The 25005-nt window shown below is 38.8% G+C and carries 25 protein-coding genes; 16 read left to right on the top strand and 9 right to left on the bottom strand.

Annotated features, from left to right (window positions below; translation table 11 throughout):
* Positions 1-78: 78 nt before the first annotated feature.
* The gene (locus tag TW85_RS14085; protein WP_082828077.1) at positions 79-1179 is read right to left on the bottom strand and encodes a Glu/Leu/Phe/Val dehydrogenase dimerization domain-containing protein; all 1101 of its coding nucleotides are present in this window, start codon (positions 1177-1179) and stop codon (positions 79-81) included.
* Positions 1180-1623: 444 nt separating this feature from the next.
* On the opposite strand from TW85_RS14085, the gene nadC reads away from it, so the two are divergent.
* From nadC to TW85_RS14145, 12 genes are all read left to right on the top strand, one after another.
* Positions 1624-2472, top strand: coding sequence for a carboxylating nicotinate-nucleotide diphosphorylase (gene nadC / locus TW85_RS14090; protein WP_046017777.1), 849 nt, complete (start codon positions 1624-1626; stop codon positions 2470-2472).
* Between the two features lie 2 nt (positions 2473-2474).
* Complete coding sequence (locus TW85_RS14095; protein WP_046017778.1) at positions 2475-3665, top strand: acetate kinase; 1191 nt, start codon at positions 2475-2477, stop codon at positions 3663-3665.
* A gap of 50 nt (positions 3666-3715) precedes the next feature.
* Positions 3716-5806, top strand: coding sequence for a phosphate acetyltransferase (gene pta, locus TW85_RS14100; protein WP_046017779.1), 2091 nt, complete (start codon positions 3716-3718; stop codon positions 5804-5806).
* A 117-nt stretch (positions 5807-5923) separates the two neighbouring features.
* Complete coding sequence (locus tag TW85_RS25530) at positions 5924-6718, top strand: putative metalloprotease CJM1_0395 family protein (protein WP_052702215.1); 795 nt, start codon at positions 5924-5926, stop codon at positions 6716-6718.
* 74 nt (positions 6719-6792) lie between these two features.
* Complete coding sequence (locus TW85_RS14110; RefSeq protein WP_162197501.1) at positions 6793-7272, top strand: pilin; 480 nt, start codon at positions 6793-6795, stop codon at positions 7270-7272.
* Positions 7269-8201, top strand: coding sequence for an ATPase, T2SS/T4P/T4SS family (locus TW85_RS14115; RefSeq protein WP_238326220.1), 933 nt, complete (start codon positions 7269-7271; stop codon positions 8199-8201). The genes TW85_RS14110 and TW85_RS14115 overlap by 4 nt, the downstream gene beginning before the upstream one ends.
* Before the next feature lie 4 nt (positions 8202-8205).
* The gene (locus TW85_RS14120; protein WP_046017781.1) at positions 8206-9255 is read left to right on the top strand and encodes a type II secretion system F family protein; all 1050 of its coding nucleotides are present in this window, start codon (positions 8206-8208) and stop codon (positions 9253-9255) included.
* Positions 9256-9342: 87 nt separating this feature from the next.
* Entirely contained in the window at positions 9343-10083 is a 741-nt protein-coding gene (locus TW85_RS25980) for an A24 family peptidase (RefSeq protein ID WP_084616326.1), read from the top strand.
* 6 nt (positions 10084-10089) lie between these two features.
* Positions 10090-10707 carry a dephospho-CoA kinase gene (coaE, locus tag TW85_RS14130; protein WP_046017782.1) on the top strand — a complete coding sequence of 206 codons (618 nt, stop codon included), beginning with the start codon at positions 10090-10092 and terminating at the stop codon, positions 10705-10707.
* A complete protein-coding gene (locus tag TW85_RS14135; RefSeq protein WP_046017783.1) occupies positions 10697-10918 on the top strand; it encodes a DNA gyrase inhibitor YacG in 222 nt (73 codons plus the stop codon). The genes coaE and TW85_RS14135 overlap by 11 nt, the downstream gene beginning before the upstream one ends.
* A gap of 23 nt (positions 10919-10941) precedes the next feature.
* Positions 10942-12168, top strand: coding sequence for a response regulator (locus TW85_RS14140; RefSeq protein WP_046017784.1), 1227 nt, complete (start codon positions 10942-10944; stop codon positions 12166-12168).
* A complete protein-coding gene (locus tag TW85_RS14145) occupies positions 12155-12814 on the top strand; it encodes a HAMP domain-containing sensor histidine kinase (RefSeq protein ID WP_046017785.1) in 660 nt (219 codons plus the stop codon). Before TW85_RS14140 ends, TW85_RS14145 begins: the two co-directional genes overlap by 14 nt.
* Positions 12815-12831: 17 nt before the next feature.
* Here TW85_RS14145 and TW85_RS14150 read toward each other — a convergent pair whose 3' ends face one another.
* The 4 genes from TW85_RS14150 to TW85_RS14165 form a co-directional block, all read right to left on the bottom strand.
* Complete coding sequence (locus TW85_RS14150) at positions 12832-13518, bottom strand: HAMP domain-containing sensor histidine kinase (protein ID WP_046017786.1); 687 nt, start codon at positions 13516-13518, stop codon at positions 12832-12834.
* A 15-nt stretch (positions 13519-13533) separates the two neighbouring features.
* Positions 13534-15147, bottom strand: coding sequence for a tetratricopeptide repeat-containing response regulator (locus TW85_RS14155; protein WP_046017787.1), 1614 nt, complete (start codon positions 15145-15147; stop codon positions 13534-13536).
* 110 nt (positions 15148-15257) lie between these two features.
* On the bottom strand, positions 15258-15878 hold the full coding sequence (locus TW85_RS14160) for a GntR family transcriptional regulator (RefSeq protein ID WP_052702223.1): 621 nt from the start codon (positions 15876-15878) through the stop codon (positions 15258-15260).
* Between the two features lie 119 nt (positions 15879-15997).
* Positions 15998-17170, bottom strand: a complete 1173-nt coding sequence (locus TW85_RS14165; RefSeq protein ID WP_046017789.1) for a benzoate/H(+) symporter BenE family transporter — start codon at positions 17168-17170, stop codon at positions 15998-16000.
* Positions 17171-17436: 266 nt separating this feature from the next.
* Here TW85_RS14165 and TW85_RS14170 point away from each other — a divergent pair, with 266 nt between their 5' ends.
* From TW85_RS14170 to TW85_RS14185, 4 genes are all read left to right on the top strand, one after another.
* Positions 17437-18252 (top strand): HDOD domain-containing protein, encoded by an 816-nt coding sequence (locus tag TW85_RS14170; RefSeq protein WP_046017790.1) that lies wholly within the window; start codon positions 17437-17439, stop codon positions 18250-18252.
* A gap of 98 nt (positions 18253-18350) precedes the next feature.
* Positions 18351-19244, top strand: a complete 894-nt coding sequence (locus TW85_RS14175) for a DMT family transporter (RefSeq protein WP_084616328.1) — start codon at positions 18351-18353, stop codon at positions 19242-19244.
* A 143-nt stretch (positions 19245-19387) separates the two neighbouring features.
* A complete protein-coding gene (locus tag TW85_RS14180; protein ID WP_046017792.1) occupies positions 19388-20110 on the top strand; it encodes a response regulator in 723 nt (240 codons plus the stop codon).
* Entirely contained in the window at positions 20107-21519 is a 1413-nt protein-coding gene (locus tag TW85_RS14185) for an ATP-binding protein (protein ID WP_046017793.1), read from the top strand. Before TW85_RS14180 ends, TW85_RS14185 begins: the two co-directional genes overlap by 4 nt.
* Before the next feature lie 226 nt (positions 21520-21745).
* Here TW85_RS14185 and TW85_RS14195 read toward each other — a convergent pair whose 3' ends face one another.
* From TW85_RS14195 to TW85_RS14210, 4 genes are all read right to left on the bottom strand, one after another.
* The gene (locus tag TW85_RS14195; RefSeq protein ID WP_046017795.1) at positions 21746-22315 is read right to left on the bottom strand and encodes a hypothetical protein; all 570 of its coding nucleotides are present in this window, start codon (positions 22313-22315) and stop codon (positions 21746-21748) included.
* A gap of 164 nt (positions 22316-22479) precedes the next feature.
* Positions 22480-23352, bottom strand: a complete 873-nt coding sequence (gene dapA, locus TW85_RS14200; RefSeq protein WP_046017796.1) for a 4-hydroxy-tetrahydrodipicolinate synthase — start codon at positions 23350-23352, stop codon at positions 22480-22482.
* Positions 23353-23671: 319 nt separating this feature from the next.
* Positions 23672-24040, bottom strand: coding sequence for a glutathione S-transferase N-terminal domain-containing protein (locus TW85_RS14205; RefSeq protein WP_046017797.1), 369 nt, complete (start codon positions 24038-24040; stop codon positions 23672-23674).
* A 111-nt stretch (positions 24041-24151) separates the two neighbouring features.
* On the bottom strand, positions 24152-24898 hold the full coding sequence (locus tag TW85_RS14210) for an MBL fold metallo-hydrolase (protein WP_046017798.1): 747 nt from the start codon (positions 24896-24898) through the stop codon (positions 24152-24154).
* Positions 24899-25005: the final 107 nt, after the last annotated feature.

Genomic DNA, 25005 nt, shown 5'->3' on the forward strand with positions numbered 1-25005 from the left:
AACCAGCTAACGCTCATGCTAAACACTAGTCTATTAAAAATAATGGACTTGTGTTTAGCATGATTGGGGTCGAAATTATTATTGTTTTAAGTTTTCCAACGCCATTTCATCAGCCACCCTATAGGTCGGAACGTTTTCCGATTCGGATCTTTCAAAAAGATCTCGAAGTGTAGTCCTGATTTTTGCAACACGCTGTTTTGCAGCGACTGAAGAATAATCAGGCTCAAAGGATATGTTAATTATTCCACCGGCGTTGATGACATAATCAGGTGCATATAACACCCCTTTTTCATGTATCAAATCACCAATAGCTGGCGTTACTAATTGGTTATTAGCAGCACCAGAAACGATATCCCCTGTGAACTGGTTTACAAATTCGGCGCTAAGAGTACCACCTAAAGCGCATGGCGCATAGATGTCTATTGCAAGTCCAAATAACTGATCTGAAAAAACAATCTCTGCATCGAAGTCATTTTTTGCTTTTTCACAGGCTTTTTCATTTAAATCACAAACCAATAATTGGGCGCCATCTTGATGCAAATATTCACAAAGATAATAGCCAACATGCCCAATTCCCTGCACTAGAACACGTTTCCCTTGAAGAGAATCTGATCCATATTTTTTTTCACAGGCGGCTTTGATTCCTTGGTAAACACCAAAGGCGGTAAAAGGTGAAGGATCGCCACTTATTTCTGATAAACCATACACAAAATTTGTATTTCGCTTCACAATCGACATGTCTTTAGGCGAAATGCCTACGTCTTCAGCTGTGTAATAACGGCCTTCGAGAGCATTTACAAAGCGCCCAAACGCTTCCAAAACAGATTCTCGTTTGTTTGCAGTTGGCACTCCATAAATTACGGCTTTACCACCACCAAAGGCTAAAGATGAAACAGAATTCTTATAGGTCATGCCTTTAGATAAACGAAGAACGTCGGTAATCGCATCGGCTTCTGATTGGTAATTCCACATGCGACAACCGCCAACAGCAGGTCCACGGTTTCGATTATGAATGCCAATAAAAGCGATTAAACCAGATTCATCATCTTGGCAACGATACACAGCTTCATGATGATCAAAATCGATATGATCACTCACATCTAATTTCACAATACGAAATGAACTGTTATCCAAATGAGGCTCGAATGAGGGAATTTCTTGAGATAAAACTGAATGCATAGAACACCTCTCGCGTTTTGCGCGTTTATTTTTATGTAGCTTTTGGCTACTTTATGAGTGCTTAACGCTATCTTTTGGGTAGTAAAGTCTAACGCTAATATCTTATAAAGATGATCACCTTATTCAGGGTAATGAAACGATGATCAACTTTGAGTGTAACCTGCGCCCTTTTGAAAAGCAGCAAGCATTTTCAATCTAATGGCAATTACTTTCTTAAAGAGATTAAATTGTCGATTCACCTAGCTTGATAAGCTTCCAGTTTACTAAACGACTTAAATCTAGGGACTTTTATCCACACGCTGAGGCGGGAGGACTTATTCGAAGGTTCCCTAGTATTTGACTTACATACAAATAAGAAAATAAAAACCCTTAGCTTAGCACTGACGAGATAAGCAATACCCGTTACAATAAGCCTCTTTTAAATTTGTACATACAGGACACAGCATGACACCGAACGATGCCCAACTTCAGCATCAAATAACATCTCAAGTTAGCCAAGCACTCGCTGAAGACATTGGCTCTGGTGATATTACTGCTCAACTCATTCCATCTGATGAAAACATTAAAGCGAATGTAATTACTCGTGAAAATGCTATTTTATGCGGAAAAGCTTGGGTTGAAGAGGTATTCAAGCAACTTGATCAGAGTGTTGAAATTAGCTGGTTTGCCGAAGAAGGCGAACAACTTAGCGCCAATCAAAAAATCTTCTCACTCTCAGGTAATGCCCGCAGTATTTTAACAGGTGAACGTTGCGCATTAAATTTCTTACAAAGCCTATCTTACACAGCAAGTGTTTCCAGAGAATATGCTCAACTAGTAGCAGGCACTAAGCTCACTGTTTTGGATACACGTAAAACTATCCCTGGCTGGCGCTTAGCTCAAAAATACGCGGTTACTGTAGGCGGCGCACAAAACCATAGAGTAGGCTTGTATGATGCGTTCTTAATTAAAGAGAATCATATTATGGCTGCAGGTTCTATTGAAAATGCTGTAAAGCAGGCACAAACAATAGCGCCAGGTAAAACAATTGAAGTGGAAACAGAAAGCCTTGCTGAGGTGGAACAAGCAGTAGAAGCGGGTGCAGATATTATCATGCTAGATAACTTCTCTTTAAAGATGATGGAAGAAGCTGTTTCTACCTATGGTGATAAAGTTAAGTTTGAAGCCTCTGGTAATATGACAAAGCAAGACTTATTAGATGTAGCAAATACAGGTGTGGATTTTGTTTCTGTTGGCGCACTAACAAAACACTTACAAGCAATTGACCTTTCATTAAGAGTAGTTAAAAACTAAAAATGAATGATTTTATACTGGTTATTAATAGTGGTAGTTCATCCTTAAAATTTGCTGTTCTATCGCAAAAAGGGGAGCAGGTTATTCTTGAAGGGATTGCGGAGCGCTTAGGTAGTGAATCAGCTTCAATTGATTTTGAATATAACCAAGAAAAAGAGTCCGTAGCAATTCGCCTTGGCTCACATCAAGACGCCCTTACCAGTATAAAATCATGGCTCGACCAACATCCTCAAATAACTGAAAAACTCATAGGTATTGGCCACAGAGTTGTTCATGGTGGGGAATCTTTTAGTCAATCTGTACTGATTGATGAAAAGACAATGAATGCAATCGAAGCCTGTTCTAATTTGGCACCATTACATAATCCAGCCAATGTTAAAGGCATTAAAGCCTGTGCAGACTTATTTTCTCATCTCCCTCAAGTTGCCGTTTTTGATACCGCCTTTCACCAATCTTTAAAGCAAGAGCAATACCTCTACCCTATTCCAATGCATTTCTATCGGGACCTAACCCTTAGGAAGTATGGCTTCCATGGCACAAGTTATCGCTATATCAGTCAAACCCTTGCTCAAGTAGAGACACAATCTTTACATCAGGGAGTCATAGTTGCGCATCTTGGTAATGGTGCCAGTGTTTGCGCAATTCAGGATGGAGAGTCTGTTGATACAAGTATGGGATTGACTCCTCTAGATGGTCTTATGATGGGAACACGCTCGGGTAGCATAGATCCTATGATATTAAGCTTTATTGCTGAATCAGAAGAGAAAAGCTTAGAGCAAAGCCTAGAGGTGCTAAATAAAGAAAGTGGTTTGTTAGGGATTTCAGAGCTTTCAAATGATTGCCGCACTTTAGAAGAAGCAATGAAAGCAGGTGATGAAAGAGCCAAACTAGCCCTAGACATGTTTTGTGTTCGCACAGCAAAAAGCATTGCTGCTTTAGCCACTTCTTTAAATTCATTCGACCATTTAGTTTTTACAGGTGGTATTGGTGAAAACTCTGTTTATGTTCGTCAGAACGTCTGCCAGAGCCTGAGCTTGTTTGGCATAGAAATTGATAGACAAACTAATATTGATTTACCAAGAAAGCAGATACAGAAGATTTCTAAAACAGAAAATAATAAAACTGTTTGGGTCATACCAACAAATGAAGAATTAATGATTGCGCTAGATACCATTCATTTAATTCAAGCTTAGGCCGTTAACCTTATACGACCACCTTATATAATTAGAATTTGGAAATAGACATGTCTACAAATGTCCTAATGACAGTACCAACAGGCCCGGGTGTTGGCCTCACTTCAGTTTCAGTGGGATTGGTACGAGCACTTGAACAACAGGGCCTCAAGGCGAGCTTCTTCAAACCAATCGCACAACCAAGACCAGGTGATTTTGGGCCCGACAGGTCAACCGCTATGGTTGCACAAGGCTCAACCCTGACACCTGCAGACCCCATTCCATTACATGAAGCCGAACGCTTTTTATATAACGACCAGATTGAAGAGTTAATGGAAGAAGTGGTCGCTAGGTTTCAATCAAGCATCGAAGCTGACAGCACAGTTATTATCGAAGGCCTAGCACAAATACCTGGCCACCCTTACGCAACAAGATTAAACAAAGCCATAGCAAAAACCCTTGATGCTTCCTTGGTGCTTGTCACTGCGCCTAATAATATGCGAGTTAATGAGCTTGAACACCATGTTGAGATTGCAGCTGGATCTTATGGTGGCATAAAGGCAGAGGATGTTATTGGGTGCATACTCAACAAAACCATCCCAGGCTCTCTTGGCGCTAAATCCTATGGCGATTCATTTGCCCAGCGCCCTATTTTTAAGCGCAACTTCAATTTATTAGGGCAAATACCAAAAACTGAAGAGCTGACCTACCCAAGAGCACGAGATGTAGCTGATTTTTTAAATGCCAAGGTGATTAACGCGGGCGAATTAGATACTCGCCGTGTTCAGTCCTTTACTCTATGTGCCCGTGGTGTCGAAAACACGCTACCCGCGCTAAAACCTGGCGTGCTTGTTTTCACCCCTGGAGATAGAACCGACATCATAATGGCGACAGCCATTGCCGCATTGAACGATACCAAGATAGCGGCTCTAGTATTAACGGGCAGTTATCAGCCCAGTGAAGACCTTCTTAAGCTTTGCGGTAAAGCCATGGCTAAAGGGCTCCCAATTCTTTCAGTCGATACCAACAGCTGGGACACAGCAATTGGCATGCAATCCTTTAATCAGGAAATTCCTCTTGATGATAAGCAGCGTATTTCCCTCGTAAAAGAGCATATGGCTCGCTGCATTGATCATGAATGGATAAGTTCTTTTGCCCTGAATCAGGATGAAAGAAAGCTTTCTCCACCAGCCTTTAGATATAAACTTATCGAACAGGCAAGAGCACTGAAAAAGTGCGTAGTGCTACCTGAAGGTGAAGAAGTGCGCACAATTGAAGCAGCTTCAATATGTACTGAACGAGGAATTGCACGCTGTATATTATTAGGTGACGAATCTCAGATTATGCGTATTGCCCATAATAATGGCATTGTACTGCATCCTGATGTTGAAATTTTGAACCCTAGCTCCATTCGTGATCGCTATATCGCCCCTATGGTTGAGATCAGAAAACATAAAGGCCTAACAGACATAGTTGCACGTGAGCAATTAGAAGATAACGTTACCTTAGGCACTATGATGCTAGAAACTGGAGATGTAGATGGGCTAGTTTCAGGTGCAATTCATACTACAGCGAACACCATTCGCCCTGCATTACAGTTAGTAAAAACCTCGTCAAACTCATCTTTAGTGTCTTCGGTCTTTTTCATGTGCTTACCGGACCAAGTTTTGGTGTACGGTGATTGTGCTATCAACCCAGACCCTAGTGCTGAGCAACTTGCTGAAATAGCAATTGAGAGTGCAGACTCAGCGATTGCCTTTGGCATTCCCGCACGTGTTGCCATGATAAGCTACAGCACAGGCGGCTCTGGCGCAGGTAACGATGTTGAAAAAGTGAAATTAGCCACAGAAATGGCTCAAGCTAAACGACCTGACTTACTCATTGATGGTCCGCTGCAATACGATGCGGCAATTATGGAAGAAGTTGCCAAGCAAAAAGCACCGAATAGTAAGGTTGCAGGCCGTGCCACTGTCTTTATTTTCCCTGACTTAAATACAGGTAATACAACCTATAAAGCTGTACAAAGAAGTGCTGACGTTATCAGTATAGGACCTATGCTACAAGGTATTCGCAAACCTGTGAATGACTTGTCTCGAGGCGCTCTAGTCGACGATATTGTTTACACTATTGCAATTACAGCTATTCAGTCAGAGCACAGTTAACTATCAGTATAATGAGCTAACTGATTAGGTTATCAGTTAGCTCAGCCCACCTTCTGTACAAAAAACACTCAGACATTATAATAAGTACTAGTCACTAAGTTTTTGACGAGCTGTTTTATGTCTATGAGCATCCCTCACGCCATTGAAGCATTCACTAAAATGCCATCTGCAACGACCCAGAATCAATCTGAGGCCGATCAGCAGCTGGCAAACCAGTCGTTATCGAAACAAGCCACCAGTCAAAGCACACCTCTCAATGAAAACAACCGTTTTGTCACCTTATCTGAGCAAGGTAGACATCTCTCTCAACATAATCATGCTGAACAGGACTTAGCAAATAGAGCATCTGACACACATCAGCACCGTGGATCTCAGCTCGTATATGAAAAAAAGCCGCAAATCCAGCCTCAAAGTAAGTTTCAAATTGAGCAAGGATTAAGTGACGCTGAACAAAAAGAAGTCGAGCAACTAAGGCGTAGGGACCAAGAAGTCAAAAACCATGAAAGAGCTCACGCAAGTGTAGGTGGCCCCCACGCTGGCGCGCCCCAATATGAATATGAAACAGGGCCAAATGGTAGCCGCTATGCGATTAATGGCCAAGTATCCATAGATCTAAGCGTTATTGCCAATAATCCACAAGCAACGATCGATAAAATGAAACAGGTATATCGTGCTGCATTAGCGCCACAGGAGCCCTCTTCTCAAGATAGAAGCATTGCCTCTGAGGCTCAACGATCGATTAATACAGCAAGAACAGAATTAGCCAAAGAAATAGCAGAAGAGAGTGAACAGGACTCAAATCAAAATAAGTCAAACTTTAACCAGACACAGCAAGATAAACAGACTATAAACCCTTATAAAGATGTAGAAAGCGATAACACAAACAAAACGCACTTCTACCAATTAGTTTAAAGCAGGCGAATTAAGCTTAAGGATGAGCCTAAAGCGCCTTTAATATAGCATTTCCAAATTTCATGGAGGAAATAATGGAAATAAGACCCCCCTTGGCCCATTCATCGAGAATGAACGGCTTTACGCTTGTTGAGCTTATGATTGTGATAGCAATCATTTCGATTCTAGCAAGCCTTAGCGCTCCCAAGTTAACTCGGCAAGTCGCTAAAGCCAATCTAGTGTCAGTACATAATTTAGCGAATCAGAACCAAGCAGCAATTGAAGAGTTCATCATGATCAATGATAACTTTCCAACAAACGCTGAATTCGAGGATTGGCTTATTAGTGCCAGCACAGATAAGCATATAGATGAGATACTGATCGATAATATTGATGGTATTTCGGGTGATTTAAAAATCACGCTAAACACACTTCCTGGCCTTGATGCTGGCCACTATTTTGTTTTTTCACGTAGCGATAGTGCTAATTGGTCTTGTCTCTCGACGCTAACTTCAGATTATCTACCCAGCCATTGTTCAACCACTGAAGAAGATGATGGGGATGAAAGTTTATGATGATGTTAGAAGAGATCTTTCAACATGCGACAGAAATGCAAGCTACAGATATCCACTTTTGCCCTGAAGAAAAAGAGTACAAAGTTCTATTTAGAGTCGCAGGGAAGCTCAATGTATTTTTACGACAAGCTCCGGGGAATCTGATTAATCGTCTAAAAATCATGGCAAATTTAGATCTTTCTGAAACACGACGCACCCAAGAAGGTCAGTTCAAATACAGCATTAACCAAAGGTTGTTTTTCATTCGCGTCAGTATTATTGCGACACAAAAAGGTGAAAAGATTGCGTTACGTTTATTGCACCAAAATAAAATCAGGCAGTTAGAAGAGCTCAACCTACCACACGAATTATCAGAAGAAATAAATAAAGCGTTATTACAAGATAGTGGTTTATTTCTCGTATGTGGGGCAACTGGCGCGGGAAAAACAACCACACTTTACGCTTGTTTAGAAAAGCTAAACAAATGTAACAAGGCTATTTTTACCATCGAAGACCCCATTGAATACGAAGTAGATAATTATTTCCAATGTGAGCCTCAGCTCGCCATTAATATTACTCACACAAGCCTACTCAAATCTTTTATGAGACAAGACCCTGATGTTATTTTGGTTGGTGAATTAAGGGATGCTGAAACCGCTCAGCTTGCAATAACTGCAGCTTTAACAGGCCACATGGTATTCGCTACCTTACACAGTAACTCTGTGATTGATGCTATACATAGAATGCAATCATGGCAGGTCGATTTTTTCGCATTCAGTAGTGTAATCCGTTTAATTTTACATCAAAAAATGTACTTTGATTGCGCTAACGCTAAACCGATATTCTTCGGAGCGACGCCAAATTGGAGCATCGAAAACAGACCTACCCAATATAAGGACCTCACCCAAACGAACACTCTCTGGTCATTTATTGGAAACAAGCAGGAATAATAATATGCCTTGGCTCAGCATTGAAAATAATGGTGTAAAAAGCATTCGCTTCTACCCTTCTTTGGAAAGTGCCTATTTAGATCATTTCAACCAAAAAAAGTGGTCTATTAAAATTAAAGAAATAAAGATTAAACCTTTAGATAGTAAGCAACTTATCAGCTTTTTATCTGAACTATTAAAAGGGCTAGAAGCAGGATTAAAATTACAAGAAGTATTAACTTACTTAAGCCACAACCATAAAAAAACTAAAGTTTCATTAGTGGCTCATGCTATCAATGACGAAATCAGTATGGGAGTACCCTTTAACACCTGCTTCAAAGCGTTAGTTGAAGTATCTTTGCATGGATACTGCGATTTATTTATCCAAAACAGCACAAGCGAGCAACTCATACAAAACTTAAGCTTGCTGCACGAACAAATCGCTCAACTAAGAAGCTGGATAAAACGTTTACAAAAAAGCCTCATTTACCCCTATTTTGTTATTCAACTATCCTTGATTATTTGGCTTGCCAGCTCCTTTTTAAATGCCGTTGAGCTGATTAGTTTACTCCCTAGCATTAGCCTTTATGTTTCTATCACTTGCACGCAGTTCATTGTATTTCTTTTATTTCAATCAAGTTTAATGATTAATTTAACAGAAAATTATTATCAAGCATTTAGGCTTAACAAGTTATTCAGCTTATTAAAAGCCTCCTTAAGTACAGGTAATCATTTACAAAATGCGCTTACTTTATTACCTAAAAACTTTTCTAACCCTAAACTTAAAGATGAACTTCTACTTACTTATTACCACCTAAGGTTAGGAGATAGCTATCTAGAGAGCTTTCCAACTTATTGGTTTCCAAAAGAATCTTTGTTAGCCTTAGAAGCATCGTGCCATTCAGGTGATATTATTAGAGCAATAGAGTCTGCAACACATATTCACCATCAAAGGTGGCAAGCTAGTCTAGCTATCGTTGAGAAACTATGCCCAATAATTGGCTTAATCATTGCTGCTATTTTTGTCAGCAAGACCCTAACAAGCATTTACTTACCACTGATTAATATAGGGTAACTAACACTCAATGAGAGCTCACTTTTGGAATTAACTATCATCTCCATTTCACTATACCTACTCATATGCCTCTGTCTAGGTAGCGCAATGACCGCCTACATTAGCAGAACACCAAAGTACGAAGAGTTTATATGGCGCAAAGAAGCCCATGAGTTTCTAAATTTGACATTTAATGACTCTCCACCACCCTCTTTTCATTCTGGCCGTTCACTATGTCCTAAATGTCAGCATACTCTAAAGTTCTATGACCTCATCCCCATATTGAGCTTTCTTAGTACCCGAGGTAAGTGTCGATACTGCAAAAGCACAATAGCTATAACCTACCCCTTAACTGAACTAGCGAGTCTGTTAATCTGCCTCCCTTTACTTTACATAAGTAGCAGTTGGCTCTCGCTATTAATACTAACCTGTCTATTTTGCTTACTAATTTGCATTTCCGTTATTGACTGGAAGGTACAGTGGATACCAGATCAACTAAATCTACTACTTCTAGGAATTGCCTTAATCTATAATATGATGGAAAACGCAATACCAATGAAAGAAGCAGTATTTGGCATGATGCTAGGCTATTTATGTATTGTCTCAATACGTCAGCTATATTTGATATTTAAGAAGATAGAAGCCATAGGCTTAGGCGATGCTAAATTATTAGCAGCCCTAGGAGCTTGGCAAGGCGTAGAAAGTTTATTCTACATCCTTTTTTATGCCAGTATCGCAGGCGTTATGTATGCTATTTTGAGTAGGAAGGGACGCTATCAAAGCCTTGCTTTCGGGCCATTTCTTTGTTTTGCAGCCTTATTAAATTTTTTCATTACAAATCAGTACTAATATTATATGACAGAAGAAAGCAAAAAAATTGTTGTAGGTTTAGCAGGTGGCATTGGTTCAGGTAAATCAACCATAAGTAAGTTATTCAATGAGCTTGGCATTATTAGCATAGATGCTGATGATGTTGCCAGAGAAGTGGTAGAACCAGGTAGCAAGTGCCTAAAAGCAATTACAGAACGTTATGGCGAAAGTATTTTACTCGAAAATAAGCAACTAGATAGAAGGCAATTACGCCAGATAGTTTTCGAGGATAAAGCAGAGAAACAATGGCTTGAATCAGTAACGCACCCAGAAATTCATAATCGCATTGAAGAATTAATTTTTGCTGCCGATAGCAAGTATGCTCTATTAGTTCACCCTTTATTATTTGAAACTGAACAAAACAAACGTTGCGACTATGTCATCGCAATTAGCGTTCCAAGAGAAGTACAAGTACAAAGAGTCACGGCAAGAGACAATTGCACTGAAGAGCTTGCAAATAAAATTATTGACAACCAAATATCAGATATGCATAGATCAGAACTTGCTAATACTATAATTAAAAACACTGGAAATATCAGTGATTTGAATGCTAAAGTCGATGAATTAAACCAATTTATTATTAATAATTTTAATGAAAACTAACACAGAAACAGTCAAAGAAATTAGCTGCCCTAACTGTAAAGGCAAATCAGTTTGGCACAAAGAAAACAAGTATCGCCCTTTTTGTAGCGAGAGATGCAAGCTGATTGATCTAGGTGAATGGGCATCAGGTACTTATGCAATAGCACAAACTCATTCTGAAGAAGATGAGGTGTTTTCCAGTATGTTAGAAACACCTGGATCACATTATTAAAAACACGATATAAGTGGAAAAATATGGCAGAAATTGATTTTTCAAACCAAAGAGCACTTCTCATAGAAGATATGGCTGAAGCTAGGATTTTACAGAAAAAGATGCTAACTGACTTTGGTTTTAAACAAATTGAATTGGCTATGAAGGCCGAGTCTGCCATAGAACTACTAAGGTCCAATACCTACGATGTTGTATTATCAGATTACAACTTAGGCAGTGGTAAAGATGGCCAGCAACTATTAGAAGAAGTACGCCATTCAAACCTCATCCCGAATACTTCTACCTACTTAATGGTTACCGCAGAAACTTCAATTGAAATGGTTATGGGTGCAATTGAATATCAACCTGACGGCTATATTTCCAAACCTTTTTCGCAAGCACTGCTTCAAAGACGATTACTTAAACTCGTAGAGAGCAAGCAAAAACTCTATGAAGTGAACCACGCTCTTGATCAAAAGAAATATGAGCAAGCCATAGAGGAAGCCGTTAAGGTCGTTGAAGAGCACCCATTTTTAGAATCTAAATGTTCAAGAATTAAAGGTGAATGCTTTTTAGAACTTAAGCAGTATGACAATGCCATAGATCTATTTCAGACAGCACTAAAAGAACGAAAAATGCCATGGGCACTATTTGGCTTAGCTAAAGCTTATTTCTTTAAAGGTAATTATGAAGAAGCTGAAAGCAGATTTAGACAACTTATGCTTGACAATCGCTTTTTTGTTAATGCGTATGACTGGCTCGCTAAGTGTTTAGTCAAACTAGACAAAAAAGAAGAAGCTCAAGCAACCTTAATTGATGCTGTTGCAAAATCACCGAAAGCTATTTTACGTCAAATAGAATTAGGTGAATTAAGTGCTGAACTTAATGATTTTGAAACCTCAGAAATGTCATTTAGACGAGCTGTTTTCTTAGCAAAACACTCTATATATAGCGATAGTAGTATCTATTTCCAACACCTAAAATCATTTATAGGTATTGCAAAAGAGCATGAATTATCAAACCGACAAGTTGATAACTTTAAAATTACGCTTAAAAAGATCCAAAAGCTATTTGGTGATAATCCCAAGATCAAAAGTGGTGCTTATGAAATTGAAATTGAGTTATTTATTACCCAAGATAAACTGAATCAGGCAAAAAGCGCGCACTTACTCTATAAACAAGATGTAGAGATGGGACTTGCAGCACCAGAATCAGATAGATTTAAAAAGAAACTAGAACCACTATTGGGAGAGTCAAGTGAAGAAAGTTGATATTAGCGTCATACTCGCCAGCTCAATTCACGAAAGTAAGAATGCCGTTGGCAATCTTATGTACCAACTCCAAACATTAAAGTCTGAGTTTGACGGCCCAATAGAGCAAGTCGAAAAGATCAATAACATTGAGGAAGGACTCAAGCAACTTAACGATGAATGGGTTGAATATTTATACTTATTTAAACTAGCTTCTGATGGCTATGATCTGCAAACTGACACTTTGCAAGTCAGCGAATTTTTAGATGATCAAGTTTTTGTATTAAGTCAGTCAGCAACTGCGAGACATTTAATCCTAAGTTATGAGTGTGATGAATCCCTATTAGCCAACTTTGATGAAAGACTACTGACATCTGTTATAAGTACAGGCGTATATAACGCATTACGATTTGCTAAAAGCAAAATCCTACTAAAAGCAGAAGTAGTTGATAACTATCTCGTCTTTCAGATTGAAGATGATGGTCCAGGATTTTCTGACACAAATAATGAAGAAGAAAACTTTCTTGATAGCAGCACAGGCCTAGGCCTTTATTTTACCGAGTTATCTGCTCAAGCCCATAGCAACAATGGCAAAGAAGGTTACATAACTAAAACTGACTCGAGCTCCCTTAATGGTGCTTGTTTGAGTATTTATATCCCTCAATAACTCACACCCATGAAGCTTTAAGGTAGCCACACAGCAAAGCGGCTACCACTTAACACACTGTCATTACTTAACGCGACATACCCTGCTCGCCCTCTGTTCTCATGTGATTTAGCAATTTCATTACAATAAAGCCAGCCTAAACCTTGCTCATTGAATTCTTCGCTTTTATCCTGAATTCCCTCTTTAAACCTGTCGAGTATGGTATCAGGGAAACCTCGACTATTATCATCCACTTGGATAAGTATACCGTCATCATGAGAGATAGCTCGGATAATTACTTCGTCTTTAGTGTAACGGCTAGCATTAACCAAAGCCGTTATAATAATTGAGCTGACTAATTCAAAATCAAAATAGGCGCTCATATCTTCACAACATTCAATTTTGACTTTTACATCGCCTATTACGAACAGGCCATTGACACTCAGCACCTGCTCTTCTAAAAATTCATGCACAAAATGCTCTTCCTGCACGATAGGCAAACGCTCATATTGAATACGATACAAGGTATGCAGGTGAAAAAGATTATTCTGTAATCGAGCGACCTCATAATGCATGTTAGAAAAACTCTGCTTATGCTCATCACTCATACGCTGAGCTAAAGCACCATTTGCCTCAAACGATTGTAGCAACATGGCTAGAGAAGTATTCATGTCCTTTACCGTTGAAGCCATGACATTATGAAACATAGAATCTTTATTATTCACACTCTGTCCTTATAGTTAAGCTTGAAAGTTACGCACTACATAGCTTTTTAAGCTGCGATAACGCTTAAACTGTTTATGTTGTACTGAGATATGCTTAATCCGATCAAGGGAATCAATGCAGATATCGATTAAACTCTGCTGCCTTTCGGTTGTTTCCATTAATTTTAAAGCGGTCTGGACCAAGTTCATATTCAAACCAGGATGAATTGGTGATGATTTTTGTGCTTTTTTGAAAGCAACAATGGCATCTTCATAACGTTTATTTTCATAGAAACTTAAGCCGACTAAGTTATCTTGCTTAGCCTTTAACCTAGCGGTTAATCCGACCGGCTCATCTAAAAATGCGTAGGTTTTTGCAACTAGCCTTTTATCAACATCTGCGCCATTTAAAATATGATCAAACATTGCATTTGCAGCGTCATGCTGACCTGTCGCATACAAAACCTTTCCCATTTCTAAAGCTATTTCTGGTGTTAATAAACCTGCATGATCTTCAATCATACCGTTAGCTTCTTTCAACGCAAGATTGGCTTGATCACGCTTACCAAGTGAAGAAAATACCTGACTTTCAATTAGAATCTTATGAAGTTGAGTAGAGGCGTCGTCAGGGAACTTTTTAGTCATTTGATTCAGCATAGAAAAAGCATCTTGCGACTTTTTCCGAGCATCTGCCGATGAATCACCAATAATAGATTCTGAAATCACTTGAGCAGCTTGAAGATATTGATCTGCAGAGGAAAAGTAAGAATTAGCACTTAACTTTAAGGCTTGCTGGCTAGATCTTAAAGCAACATCTAGGTCACCATTAGACAAGCTTAAGTTGACTAATGATTGCTGCCTCGTCATAACTCTTGGAGAGAGCTCGACTGCACTTTCTAAAAAGTCTTGAGCTTGTTCTGAGTCACCTTTTTCTTCTAAATATTGAGCCAACAAGTCAAATGCTTTAATACAGTTTGGAAACTGTGCGACAACCTTGTTTAAATGCACAATAGCATCCAACATTGAGCCTGTTTCTTTCATCGCCTGGGCTTCTAGCACCATAGCCCAATCAAGATCCCGTTTAGATTGAACTAGGTGGCAAAGGCTTTTAGTCTTATCAAACTGTCTAGTTTCAAAAAAAGCTTCGGCCATTTTACGTCGACACCAAGCAGAATAGCGACTGCCTACTTTTATCAGTTGATTACATAGAGTCAAAACAGAAGCGTAATTTTTATCAGCTAAAGCTTTTTTAACCTCACTCAATTCGCCATTTTGCTGAACTAACCTTTCAATTCTTTTAACCAAAACAGATTGAGTAAATGGTTTTGTGAGATATTCATCTGGGCCTGCTTCCATAATTCCCATCACGACATCCCGACTTGTTTCAGCGGAAATAATGACAAATAAGGCGGTACTCTTTAAATAACCTAATGACCTAACTTCTTCTAATACTTGCTGACCATTTTTTCCATGGCCCAAATTATAATCACATAAAATAAGGTCAAACTTTTTAGTTTTGCACTCATCTAAAACACCCTTCCCTGTGGCTGTAACATGGATGTTTTCAATTCCGACGGATAATAAAATTTTTCTTATAGACTGACGAGAGTTTTCAAAGTCATCAGCAATGAGTACTTGTAATGCGCGCAATGTTTGAAATTCCACAGTTAATTAATGATTTACGATATATCTTGTATATTTGTTGTATCACTTTTTACATAAGTTTAATTTAGATTTAGACATTTAGCATTATTTTACACTTAGTCACGCAAACAAGTTATTAGCAATTCTCCTGCTTTTTCAATATGAGAACGTAAACATTCTAAAGCCGACTCATATTCTTGGTTTTCCAATAGCTTAAGCATTTCATAATGGTCTGATTGGCTTTTTCCATCGTAATCGAGGGGAATACATTGAAATCCAATATAACGGTCAACTTGAGAATGGAGCTGCTCAACGACTTTAAATAAAGTGGGGCGATTAGCGGCTTCGTAGAGAGTTTTATGAAACAGCCAGTTTAATTCACCTCGTTCAAGCAATGTCAGATCTTTATGATCAAGTGCCTTCAAGTAGTCCTTCGCTTTACCTAAAATAGCATGATTTAAATGAGGAAGAGCCAGCTCTAATAGCATCACCTCTAAAGCTGAACGCATGCGATAAAGGTCTTCTGCTTCATGGCGAACCAAAACAGGGATCATAACACCACATTTACCATGGGGAACAAGCCAGCCTTCAGCTAAAAGTTGCTGCAAACTATCACGAATAGGAATACGACTTACTTCATAGCGTTTTGCTAAATCTACCTGCTTCAGAGGGACCCCTAAGGGTAAATTTTGGGACCGAATATCAGCCTTTAATTTTGCTAAAACATCTTTACTCAAAAAAATCACCGTGAAAAATATACTTAATTGTATTGTCTAATATTCACAAAAAAGAATTCAAGGCTAAATAAGAACTTTATAAAATTTAACACTCGTTCATAATAGAATATTAAGCCTATTCACCCTTTGAGCTTAGTCATAAAAAGCAAACTCATTACGCCAAAACAAATCCCCCAAAATGCTGATGAGATATCAAAAAACGAAATATCAGACAGAGTAACTAAAAAAGTAATTAAAGCCGCTTCGCGAGTACTATCTTTCTCTAATGACGCCTTTAAATTAACGCCTATCGTTGACAATAGAGCAAGGCCTGCAAGAGCAAGAATAAGACTTTGTGGAAATAGAGAAAATATAGCTATTATGCCCGCTCCACCTAACCCTGCTAAGCAATAAAAAACACCAGCGGACAAGCCTGCTATATAGCGTTTCTCAGGCAACTTATGACTTTCTTCCCCCATACATATTGCAGCTGTAATCGCAGCAAGATTAAAGGTAAAACCCCCAAAAGGAGCCAGCACTAAAGTGGTAACTCCTGTCCATGAAATAAGCGATGAGGTAGATACATTTAAATTATGTGCCTTTAAAGCAACAATGCCTGGCATGTTTTGCGCAGTCATGGTGACAATAAATAAGGGAACTGCTACCCCAATTATTGATTTAAAACTAAACACAGGTAACTGCCAGACCAACTCACTGGAAAAAGACATACTGGCAGCCGTATCAAATAACTTTGGTTGATCGTAAAAAATCAACAATAAAGCGGCAGCAAGAACCATAATAATGGCATATCTAGGCATAAACCGCTTAGCCACTAGATAGGTGACAAGCATAATAAAAACTTGAGTGAATTCACTGGTCATACCATCAAATATTGCAATGGCAAATTGAAATAAAACCCCTGCTAACATAGCGCAAGCAACTTGGTAAGGAATAAGCGCCATTAACCGATTAAATAAGCCGGAGATGCCAACAAATAATATCAATGCCCCTGTGACAACAAAAACACCAATCGCTTCTGCATAGGATACGCCTTGTAAACTAGTTACTAAAAGCGCAGCTCCAGGTGTAGACCATGCTGTAATAATTGGTTTTTTGTAATACCAAGATAAGGTAAAACAGCTCGCCCCCATACCTAAGCCAAGCGCAGTGATCCATGAGGTTAGCTGGCTAGTATTCGCACCACTTGCTTGAGCAGCCTGAATAACAATGGTTACAGAGCTTGCAAACCCAATAAGAACAGCCACGAAGCCAGCAACAATAGCACTCAAACTCAAATCATTTTTAATAGACATGACTTCTCCAATTAAAAGGCGAATGGGAATAATGTCATAACAATCAAAATATGTATACATTTTTAAATTATGATTATTTTTATATGCTATGATTGATCACTAAAAATAGATAGGTTTAAGCAAGCCGCATTACTAAAAAACCAATACAAAGATCAAAATTTACAATTTGCTTTTAAACACAGCTCTTTTATTTACTTAAAACTAAAGCCATACTGCCTGAACCATCTTTGATTTTTCTCTGACTTAACGCTTAAAAAGGGTCACCAATGGAAGTAAAAGATTTATTACAACAGACAGACAAGCTACCCAATGTACCTGATGTCGTTCGTGAACTTATTATTGCTTTAAAAGACCCTGATGCAGATTACAACGCCATTGCAGCAAAAGTTGGTCAAGATCAAACCCTCTCTTTGAAAATCCTAAGACTCGTTAATTCTGCTCATTTTGGCCTTTCCAGAAAAGTATCTTCAATTGACGAAGCAGTTGTACTTTTAGGTATGGATAAATTAAATACACTTGTTATCGCTTCAGGCCTGGCTAACTCGGCAGTGAATGTTGACGGACTTGATTTAAAGCTGTTTTGGCGAGATTCTTTTATGGTTGCAACAATTGCATCATGGCTAGCCCAGAAAACAGAAGAAGTTGAAGAAGATATCGCTTTTACGGCTGGAATTATTTACAACATAGGACGCCTTTTATTGCACTTAGCAGCCCCCAAAGATGCCATGGAAATTCAAAGCCTTGTTAAAGACAAAAAAGCCTCACGCATTGCTGCTGAAATGGAACGCTTAAGCTTTACTACCCAAGACGCAGGTAAAGCACTATTAGACTTATGGAAGTTTCCAAGTGAACTAGGGCTTGCCATTCAACAATATAAAAGACCGCTCGGCTATGAAGAACCAACACCCTTAAGCGCTATTTTAAACCTTGCTAATTATTTAAACGGTGCTAAATCGAGTGATAGAAGCGTGGAAGATATTAAGCAGTTTATCCCTAAAAAAGTCATGCAACTCGCTGGTATTCCTTTAGAAATAATAGATAAATTAGATGAAGCTCTTGTGCTAGAAACAGGGCTTGAGTAATAGCTATTAAATACTATCAAGCCAGACAAGCAATGATTGGAAGCAAAAGCGAGATAAAGGTATGATGCCAACACTTTAACAATAATTAGGGATAAAGCGTGGCATATTCACACACACCCGTACAAGGTGCTTCATGGATGGTTATTGCAGGTCTAGCATTTGCCATAGTAAATAGCCTTGCACAATATTTAAGTATTCACTTTCAGATAGCATCAACGACCGTCGCTTTTATTCAATATGGCATTGCCTTTATAGTCATACTACCTTGGCTAAAAAGCCTTGGACTTAAACAAGCCCTCAAAACCAACAAACTTGGCTGGCATATAACACGAGTGTTCTTTTCTGTCATCGGCATTCAGTTATGGCTTTGGGCTCTTGCCTATCCTATTCCGATTTGGCAAGGCATCGCTCTATTAATGACATCACCTCTTTTTGCAACATTAGGTTCAGGTATTTTCTTGAAAGAAAAAGTTGGTTTAGCTAGAAGCTTCGCAACTCTTGCTGGCTTTTTTGGCGCCATGCTTATTCTAGAACCTTTGAGTGATGACTTTACTCTCGCATCCCTTCTTCCTGTTGGGGCCGCCTTCTTTTGGGCAATTTATTCTTTGATGGTCAAAAAGTTATCAAGTGACGACTCTCCTACTACCATGGTTGTCTACCTATTAGTTCTAATTAGCCCCTTTAACCTATTATTGGCCTTACCAGAATGGAGTATGCCTACAGGCTCATTTACTTGGACCTTATTATTAGCCGCCGGTATTTTTACCGCATTAGCACAATGGGCGATCGTTAAAGCTTACTCAATAGCTGATGCCTCATTTGTACAGCCTTTTGACCATGTAAAACTCCCTCTTAATGTACTCGCAGGCTGGCTGGTATTTGGATGGGTTCCACCTGGCAGGCTTTGGTTAGGTGCTTTCATTATTATTCTTGCCATTGCTTTTATCACCCATTATGAAGGCAAGATAAAACCACAACAAAACGCCGCATAAGACAAAACTAGATACATCTTGCCCTCAATTGTCGCAAGATGTATCAAATCCTTTCTTAAACTAACTTTATTACATCCAACTATCTACTCTGTTAAAGCAAATCTCTATAATAGTCATCTTAATTAAATTTTTAGGTTTGTTTTATGAGCGATGTTATTCGAGTCTTAGTTGTTGATGATCACTTAGAAATCAGAACTCTACTCGCAGAATATTTACATAAACATGGTTTGCGTGTTGAAACCGCAGACGGTGGAGAAAGTATGCGTCAACAGTTAAGTAAAAGCAGCTTTGACGTCATCGTTTTAGATCTAATGATGCCTGGAGAAGATGGCCTGACCTTGTGTAGAAAAATTAGAGAGAAGTCCTCTATTCCTGTCATTATGCTTACAGCAATGGGTGAAGAAGCAGATAGAATAGTTGGCATTGAAATGGGGGCAGATGATTATATTACCAAACCCTTTAGTGCCCGTGAGCTTCTTGCTCGTATCAAAGCATTAGTAAAACGCTCTCAAAGCATGCCCTATCAAGGAGAGAATCAGCAACAAGCTAGACAGTTTAACTTTTTAAATTGGCGTTTAAACTCCATTAAAAGAGAGTTAATAGGCCAAGCCGGTCAAGTGATCCCTTTAAGTAGTGCTGAATTTAGATTACTCACTGTATTTTTAGAAAACCCAAAGCATGTTCTCAGCAGGGACCAGCTAACAGAGATGACTAAAGGCCATGCTGCTGGTGTATTTGATAGAAGTATTGATAACCAAATTAGCCGTCTTAGAAAGAAAATAGAGCCAGACCCCAAAGTACCAGAAATCCTTAAAACAGTATGGGGTGGAGGCTACATCTTCACTGAAGAGGTTGTAAAAACGTGAGTTTTATAAAGAAATTAACCATTACCACTTTTCTACGCAAACTGTACCCACGCAGTTTAGCTAGCCAATTTATTTGGCTGCTTTTAATCGCCTTACTATTAAGCCAAGTCTTAACAGGCTTTATTTTAATTAATGAAAGAAAAGAAGCCCTCACTGTACTCAATCGCAAAGGCAACTTTAGCCGTATTATATCAACCGTACGAGTTCTAGAAGAAAGCCCGCAAGAACTGCACAAAAAAATTCTACATGCTGTCAGCTCTGAGAATATTTACTATTGGTTCGCTAAACCAGAGCAAAGTAAGATTTTGAAAAATGCCCCCTTAGACCAGCAGCTGATCGAAAAATTTAAACGCTTCGGTATCAGCAATTTGCTAGTTTTAGAAAGTAATAAAAAACCAGATTTTGAACACAAAGAGTATTATTCAAAAAAAGCAAATGGCTACAGAAAAAATAATCGTCACTCAGAATATAAAACCTTCGAGTGGAGTCAAATTGCTATTCAATTAAAAGATGGTCGCTGGCTCAATGTCGCTAGTCGATTTCATATCAGCCCACCACTATGGCCATTAGCAAATGTCATTTCAATTTCAATCACAGCTGCTTTTTTAACCTTTATCGCTATCTTTATGATTCGACGTATTACCAAGCCTCTCGCTAAGTTGACTAAAGCAGCAAAGGAATTAGGTTGCGGAGAGTCAGTTGAGCCACTAAAAGAAGCTGGCCCTGAAGATATCAAAACAGCAACTATTGCTTTTAACCAAATGAATAGCAGACTGCAAAGGTACATTTCTGATCGAACTAATATGCTTGCAGCCGTCTCTCACGATCTCAGAACCCCAATTACAACCTTAAGGCTCAGAACAGAACTAATGGATGAAGGCCCAACCCAAGAAGCCTTTCTGAATACACTTAATGAGATGCAGTCCATTACAGACTCAACACTGTCTTTTATTAGAGAAGAGCAATCAACAGAACCCAGTCAACTCATAGATATTAACGCCTTACTAGATGCAATTTGCCAAGATCTACTTATTCAGAAAAAAGAAGCCCATCTAGCACCTTCACAAGCTTACTTCTATAAATGCCGACCTGTTGCTTTAAAAAGAGCATTTTGCAACTTGATTGAAAATGCTATTAGGTACGGTTTTAAAGCTGAAATTGAATTAATAAAACATGATTCTCATGTCAGCATATTTATTCGTGATGAAGGTCCTGGTATAGAAGAAAACCAGTTAGAAGAAGTCTTTAAGCCCTTTGTTAGATTAGATAAAAGCAGACAACAAACGGGAGGAACTGGATTAGGTTTAGCGATAACTCGCTCTATCATACAAAATCATGGTGGGAAGATTAAACTCGTTAATAACCAAGACAAAGGCCTTACTGCTGAAATTAGTTTACCTATCGTTTAACAGGTACAACCACAACCTTTGCAACTGGCTTGTGATGACCCACGTGGCTTTTTTTCACAACTCGAGCGCAACCTGTTACTAACAGGAGACTGCCTATCATCAAAAACACAGTAACTAACTTCATTATCACTCACCTTAAAATAAAAAATGAGCATAAAAAAAGTCGCTGGCGGTCGCCAGCGACTTTTCATAAGTCTTTCACTTCTAACGATTTATAAACAAAATATTAGAAGTTGTAACGGAAATTAGCGAAAGCAGTATTCATATCATTTTCGTTAAAGTCCATGTACTCATAACCTACACCAAAAGAAAGCTGAGGCGCTGGATAGTAACGAGCAGCAAGTAAATAACCCATACCAGATTCATCAAACACATCATGGTATTTCACACGGCCATCAATACCAACATGGCTAGTCAACTGGTTACGTAAACCAACATCAATCTGGAAACCAGACTCATCAACAGCACCAACCTCAGAGTTAGCAATACGAACAGCACCATATAGGTCTGTTGTGCTACCTGTTGCAGTAAATGCACCAACACCAAATTGAAGAGTTTCAGCATCTTGCGCATCAAACTTGTAAGTTGTCGACTCTAAACTGAAAAACAAGGCGTCTTGAAAAATAAAGCTACCAGAGATTGAAGAGTAGTCTCCTGTAGATGACGATGGATCGATATCACTACTATCAGTTTTACCCATCGCGATATTAATATAATTATAACTAAAATCTGAAGCATAAAGGTTAGTAGATAACCCTAATGCCATTGCCAAACCGGCTACTTTAAACTTATTCATTACACGCTCCATTTGCCATGCGCTAGTTTTAAAACAAAACTATTGTCGGTGAATTGTAACTTCTATACAAACTATAACGACTCAAAATTACAAAAGTTTAGTACTAATTAATAAAATATTAGTTTAATTAGCAAATTCTAATCTTTTATTCATCGAGTATGTATCTAAAGTAAGTTGAGAGCCTGCATAGCCGCTTTAATTCTTTCTTTGCTGTCAGTTTGTAAAGGGACAATTGGTAACCTTACATCTTCTTGACACAAGCCGATTAAAGACATTGCATATTTGATCCCTGCGGGACTTGGTTCAACAAACAAAGATTGATGCAAAGGCACTAGCTGTTCATGTACTGCCTGCGCTTTAACATAATCACCTTGTAAACATGCCTGCTGCAATTCAAAACATAGCTTAGGAGCAACGTTTGAAGTCACAGAAATACAACCATTACCACCAACAGAGTTGTAAGCAATAGCAGTAAGATCTTCCCCTGATAAATAGCTAAACTCACTACCGATTAAATGCTTTTCGATGCTTGGTCTCGCTAAGTCACCCGTCGCATCTTTTACCCCAACAACTCTTGGTAATTCAGCTAATCGCAACATGGTTTCTGGCTGAATATCAACAATTGCCCTAGGTGGAATATTATAAATAATCATTGGCAATTCGGTAGCGTCATGCAAATACTTAAAGTGCTGATATAAACCTTCTTGCGATGGACGATTATAATAACCCGCCACACACAAGATACCATCCGCACCAGATTGCTCAGCAGCTTTAGCAAAGGCTAATGCTTCAACAGGGTTATTTGAACCAGCACCAGCAATAACAGGCACACGCCCTGCACTTTCTTCAACCACAACTTGAATAACGCGTTTATGCTCTTCTTCAGTTACCGTTGGCGACTCGCCCGTTGTGCCAACAGGCACCAGACCATGTGTACCATTCTCAATTTGAAAATTAACATTATGGCGTAACGCCACTTCATCTAATTCGCCGTTTTTAAATGGGGTAACCATTGCAGTATAGGAACCGCTGAACATAACCTACTCCTTACCAGTATTTTTAAACCAAAAAAAAGCCCAGACGCGTTCGGCGACTGGGCTTTGGGTATGTATTTTATGACTAATTACAAACCTCAACCAGAGTCGCTAGAAAACTAGGTTTCTTTGCGCTGCTTGGTTTTAATGAAGTTAGTCGTTTAGACATTTTAAGAATCTCTTTTGATTGCGTTATCAGTGTTACTAAACATAACAGGCTAGCAAAATAGGTCAAGCAAATTTTCAGTTTCATGACTAAAGTAAATGTCAGAATGTGAACTTGGTTAAACTTAATCTCCAGTCAGAAGCAAGGTAATGCTAATTAAGTAGCAAAATTGTCTGTCAGATATTGATTGATTGCTTTTGACTCATAAAGCCAAGTGTCTTGCCCTTGCTTAACTATACGTAAACAAGGTACTTGAATTTTTCCACCTTGCTCTAATAGCTGCTGCCTATCATTCGTATTATTTTTAGCATCTTTAAGCTCAATAGGTAAATTAAGCTTATGCATAGTACGTCGCGTCTTCACACAAAATGGGCATGCCTTAAACTGATATAGCGACAGACTTTGCGCTTCTTTCTCCACTTTTGATTGCTCCTCAGAGCTGCGCTTCATTTTCGCGGGGCGAGTAACCCAATCAACAAATATTATGATTTGGCCTAAGCCATTACGTAAAAGCTTAATAAGCATCTTGATAAAACCCTGTTTGTATAAATTCAGAGCAGAATTTTACCCTATTTTGAAATTCATCATAGCCTTAACTAAAGCTCCTTCATCAGATAAAGCAAAAAACTATTATTTTTATTTCTGAAACACTTTTTTAATAAAGGCTTTCACCGTTCTTAGATGCGTTTTAGGCACATTTGGCGCTAAAGCTATCAAATGGTCATATTCATCCTTAGTTGGTTTAACCAGGCCACCATGAGCAAGCGCCAATGTCGCAGGGTTAAGGCTTACAATCTTTTGCAATGAAGCCTTATATCGATTTGGATAAAAAACTGGGAAAGGAGGAATGTAGCGCCCTTTTACTTTAACCATTAAATCTGCCACATAGACCCTATCGCTAGGAAGATGATGTAAAGACAAATCCCTATCCGTATGTCCTTGCGTTTCAAGCGCCTTCCAATCAGTAAACCCAGGCAAAAGATCTCCGTCTTCTAATTGATAGTCGGCATAAAGTTTACTCGGATAACGAATGCTTCTATTCGGTTTTTTAAGCCTATGAGCAACCCACTTTGCTAAAAGAATATCTGTCAAATGCATCAACTTACCATTAATACCAGCATACCACTGCCCCGATACACCAGACGCCGCCACTTTACAGCCAGTCAAAGATTTTAGTTTATGCACAGCGCCTGCATGATCTGGGTGCATATGTGTCACTACAACAAGTTTTAAATCAGTTAAAGGTCTAGCAAGGTCATTGCAAATAAAGCGTTTTAGCATGGGAATATCTGCCCGACTACAGCCATCAAGCAAGAGTAACTTGTCTGAATATTCTGCTAGATAGACAGATTGGATATAGCCTTGAAGGTGATGCAGCTTCATATATTCATGCCTAATAATTAATAAGGTGTGAAAGATATTAAACACACTGACATAAAGCAAACAAGTATCATATAAAAAATTAATTCAAATAAGTTATATCACACTCA

This window comes from Marinomonas sp. S3726 (assembly GCF_000967665.1).
GTDB lineage: Bacteria > Pseudomonadota > Gammaproteobacteria > Pseudomonadales > Marinomonadaceae > Marinomonas.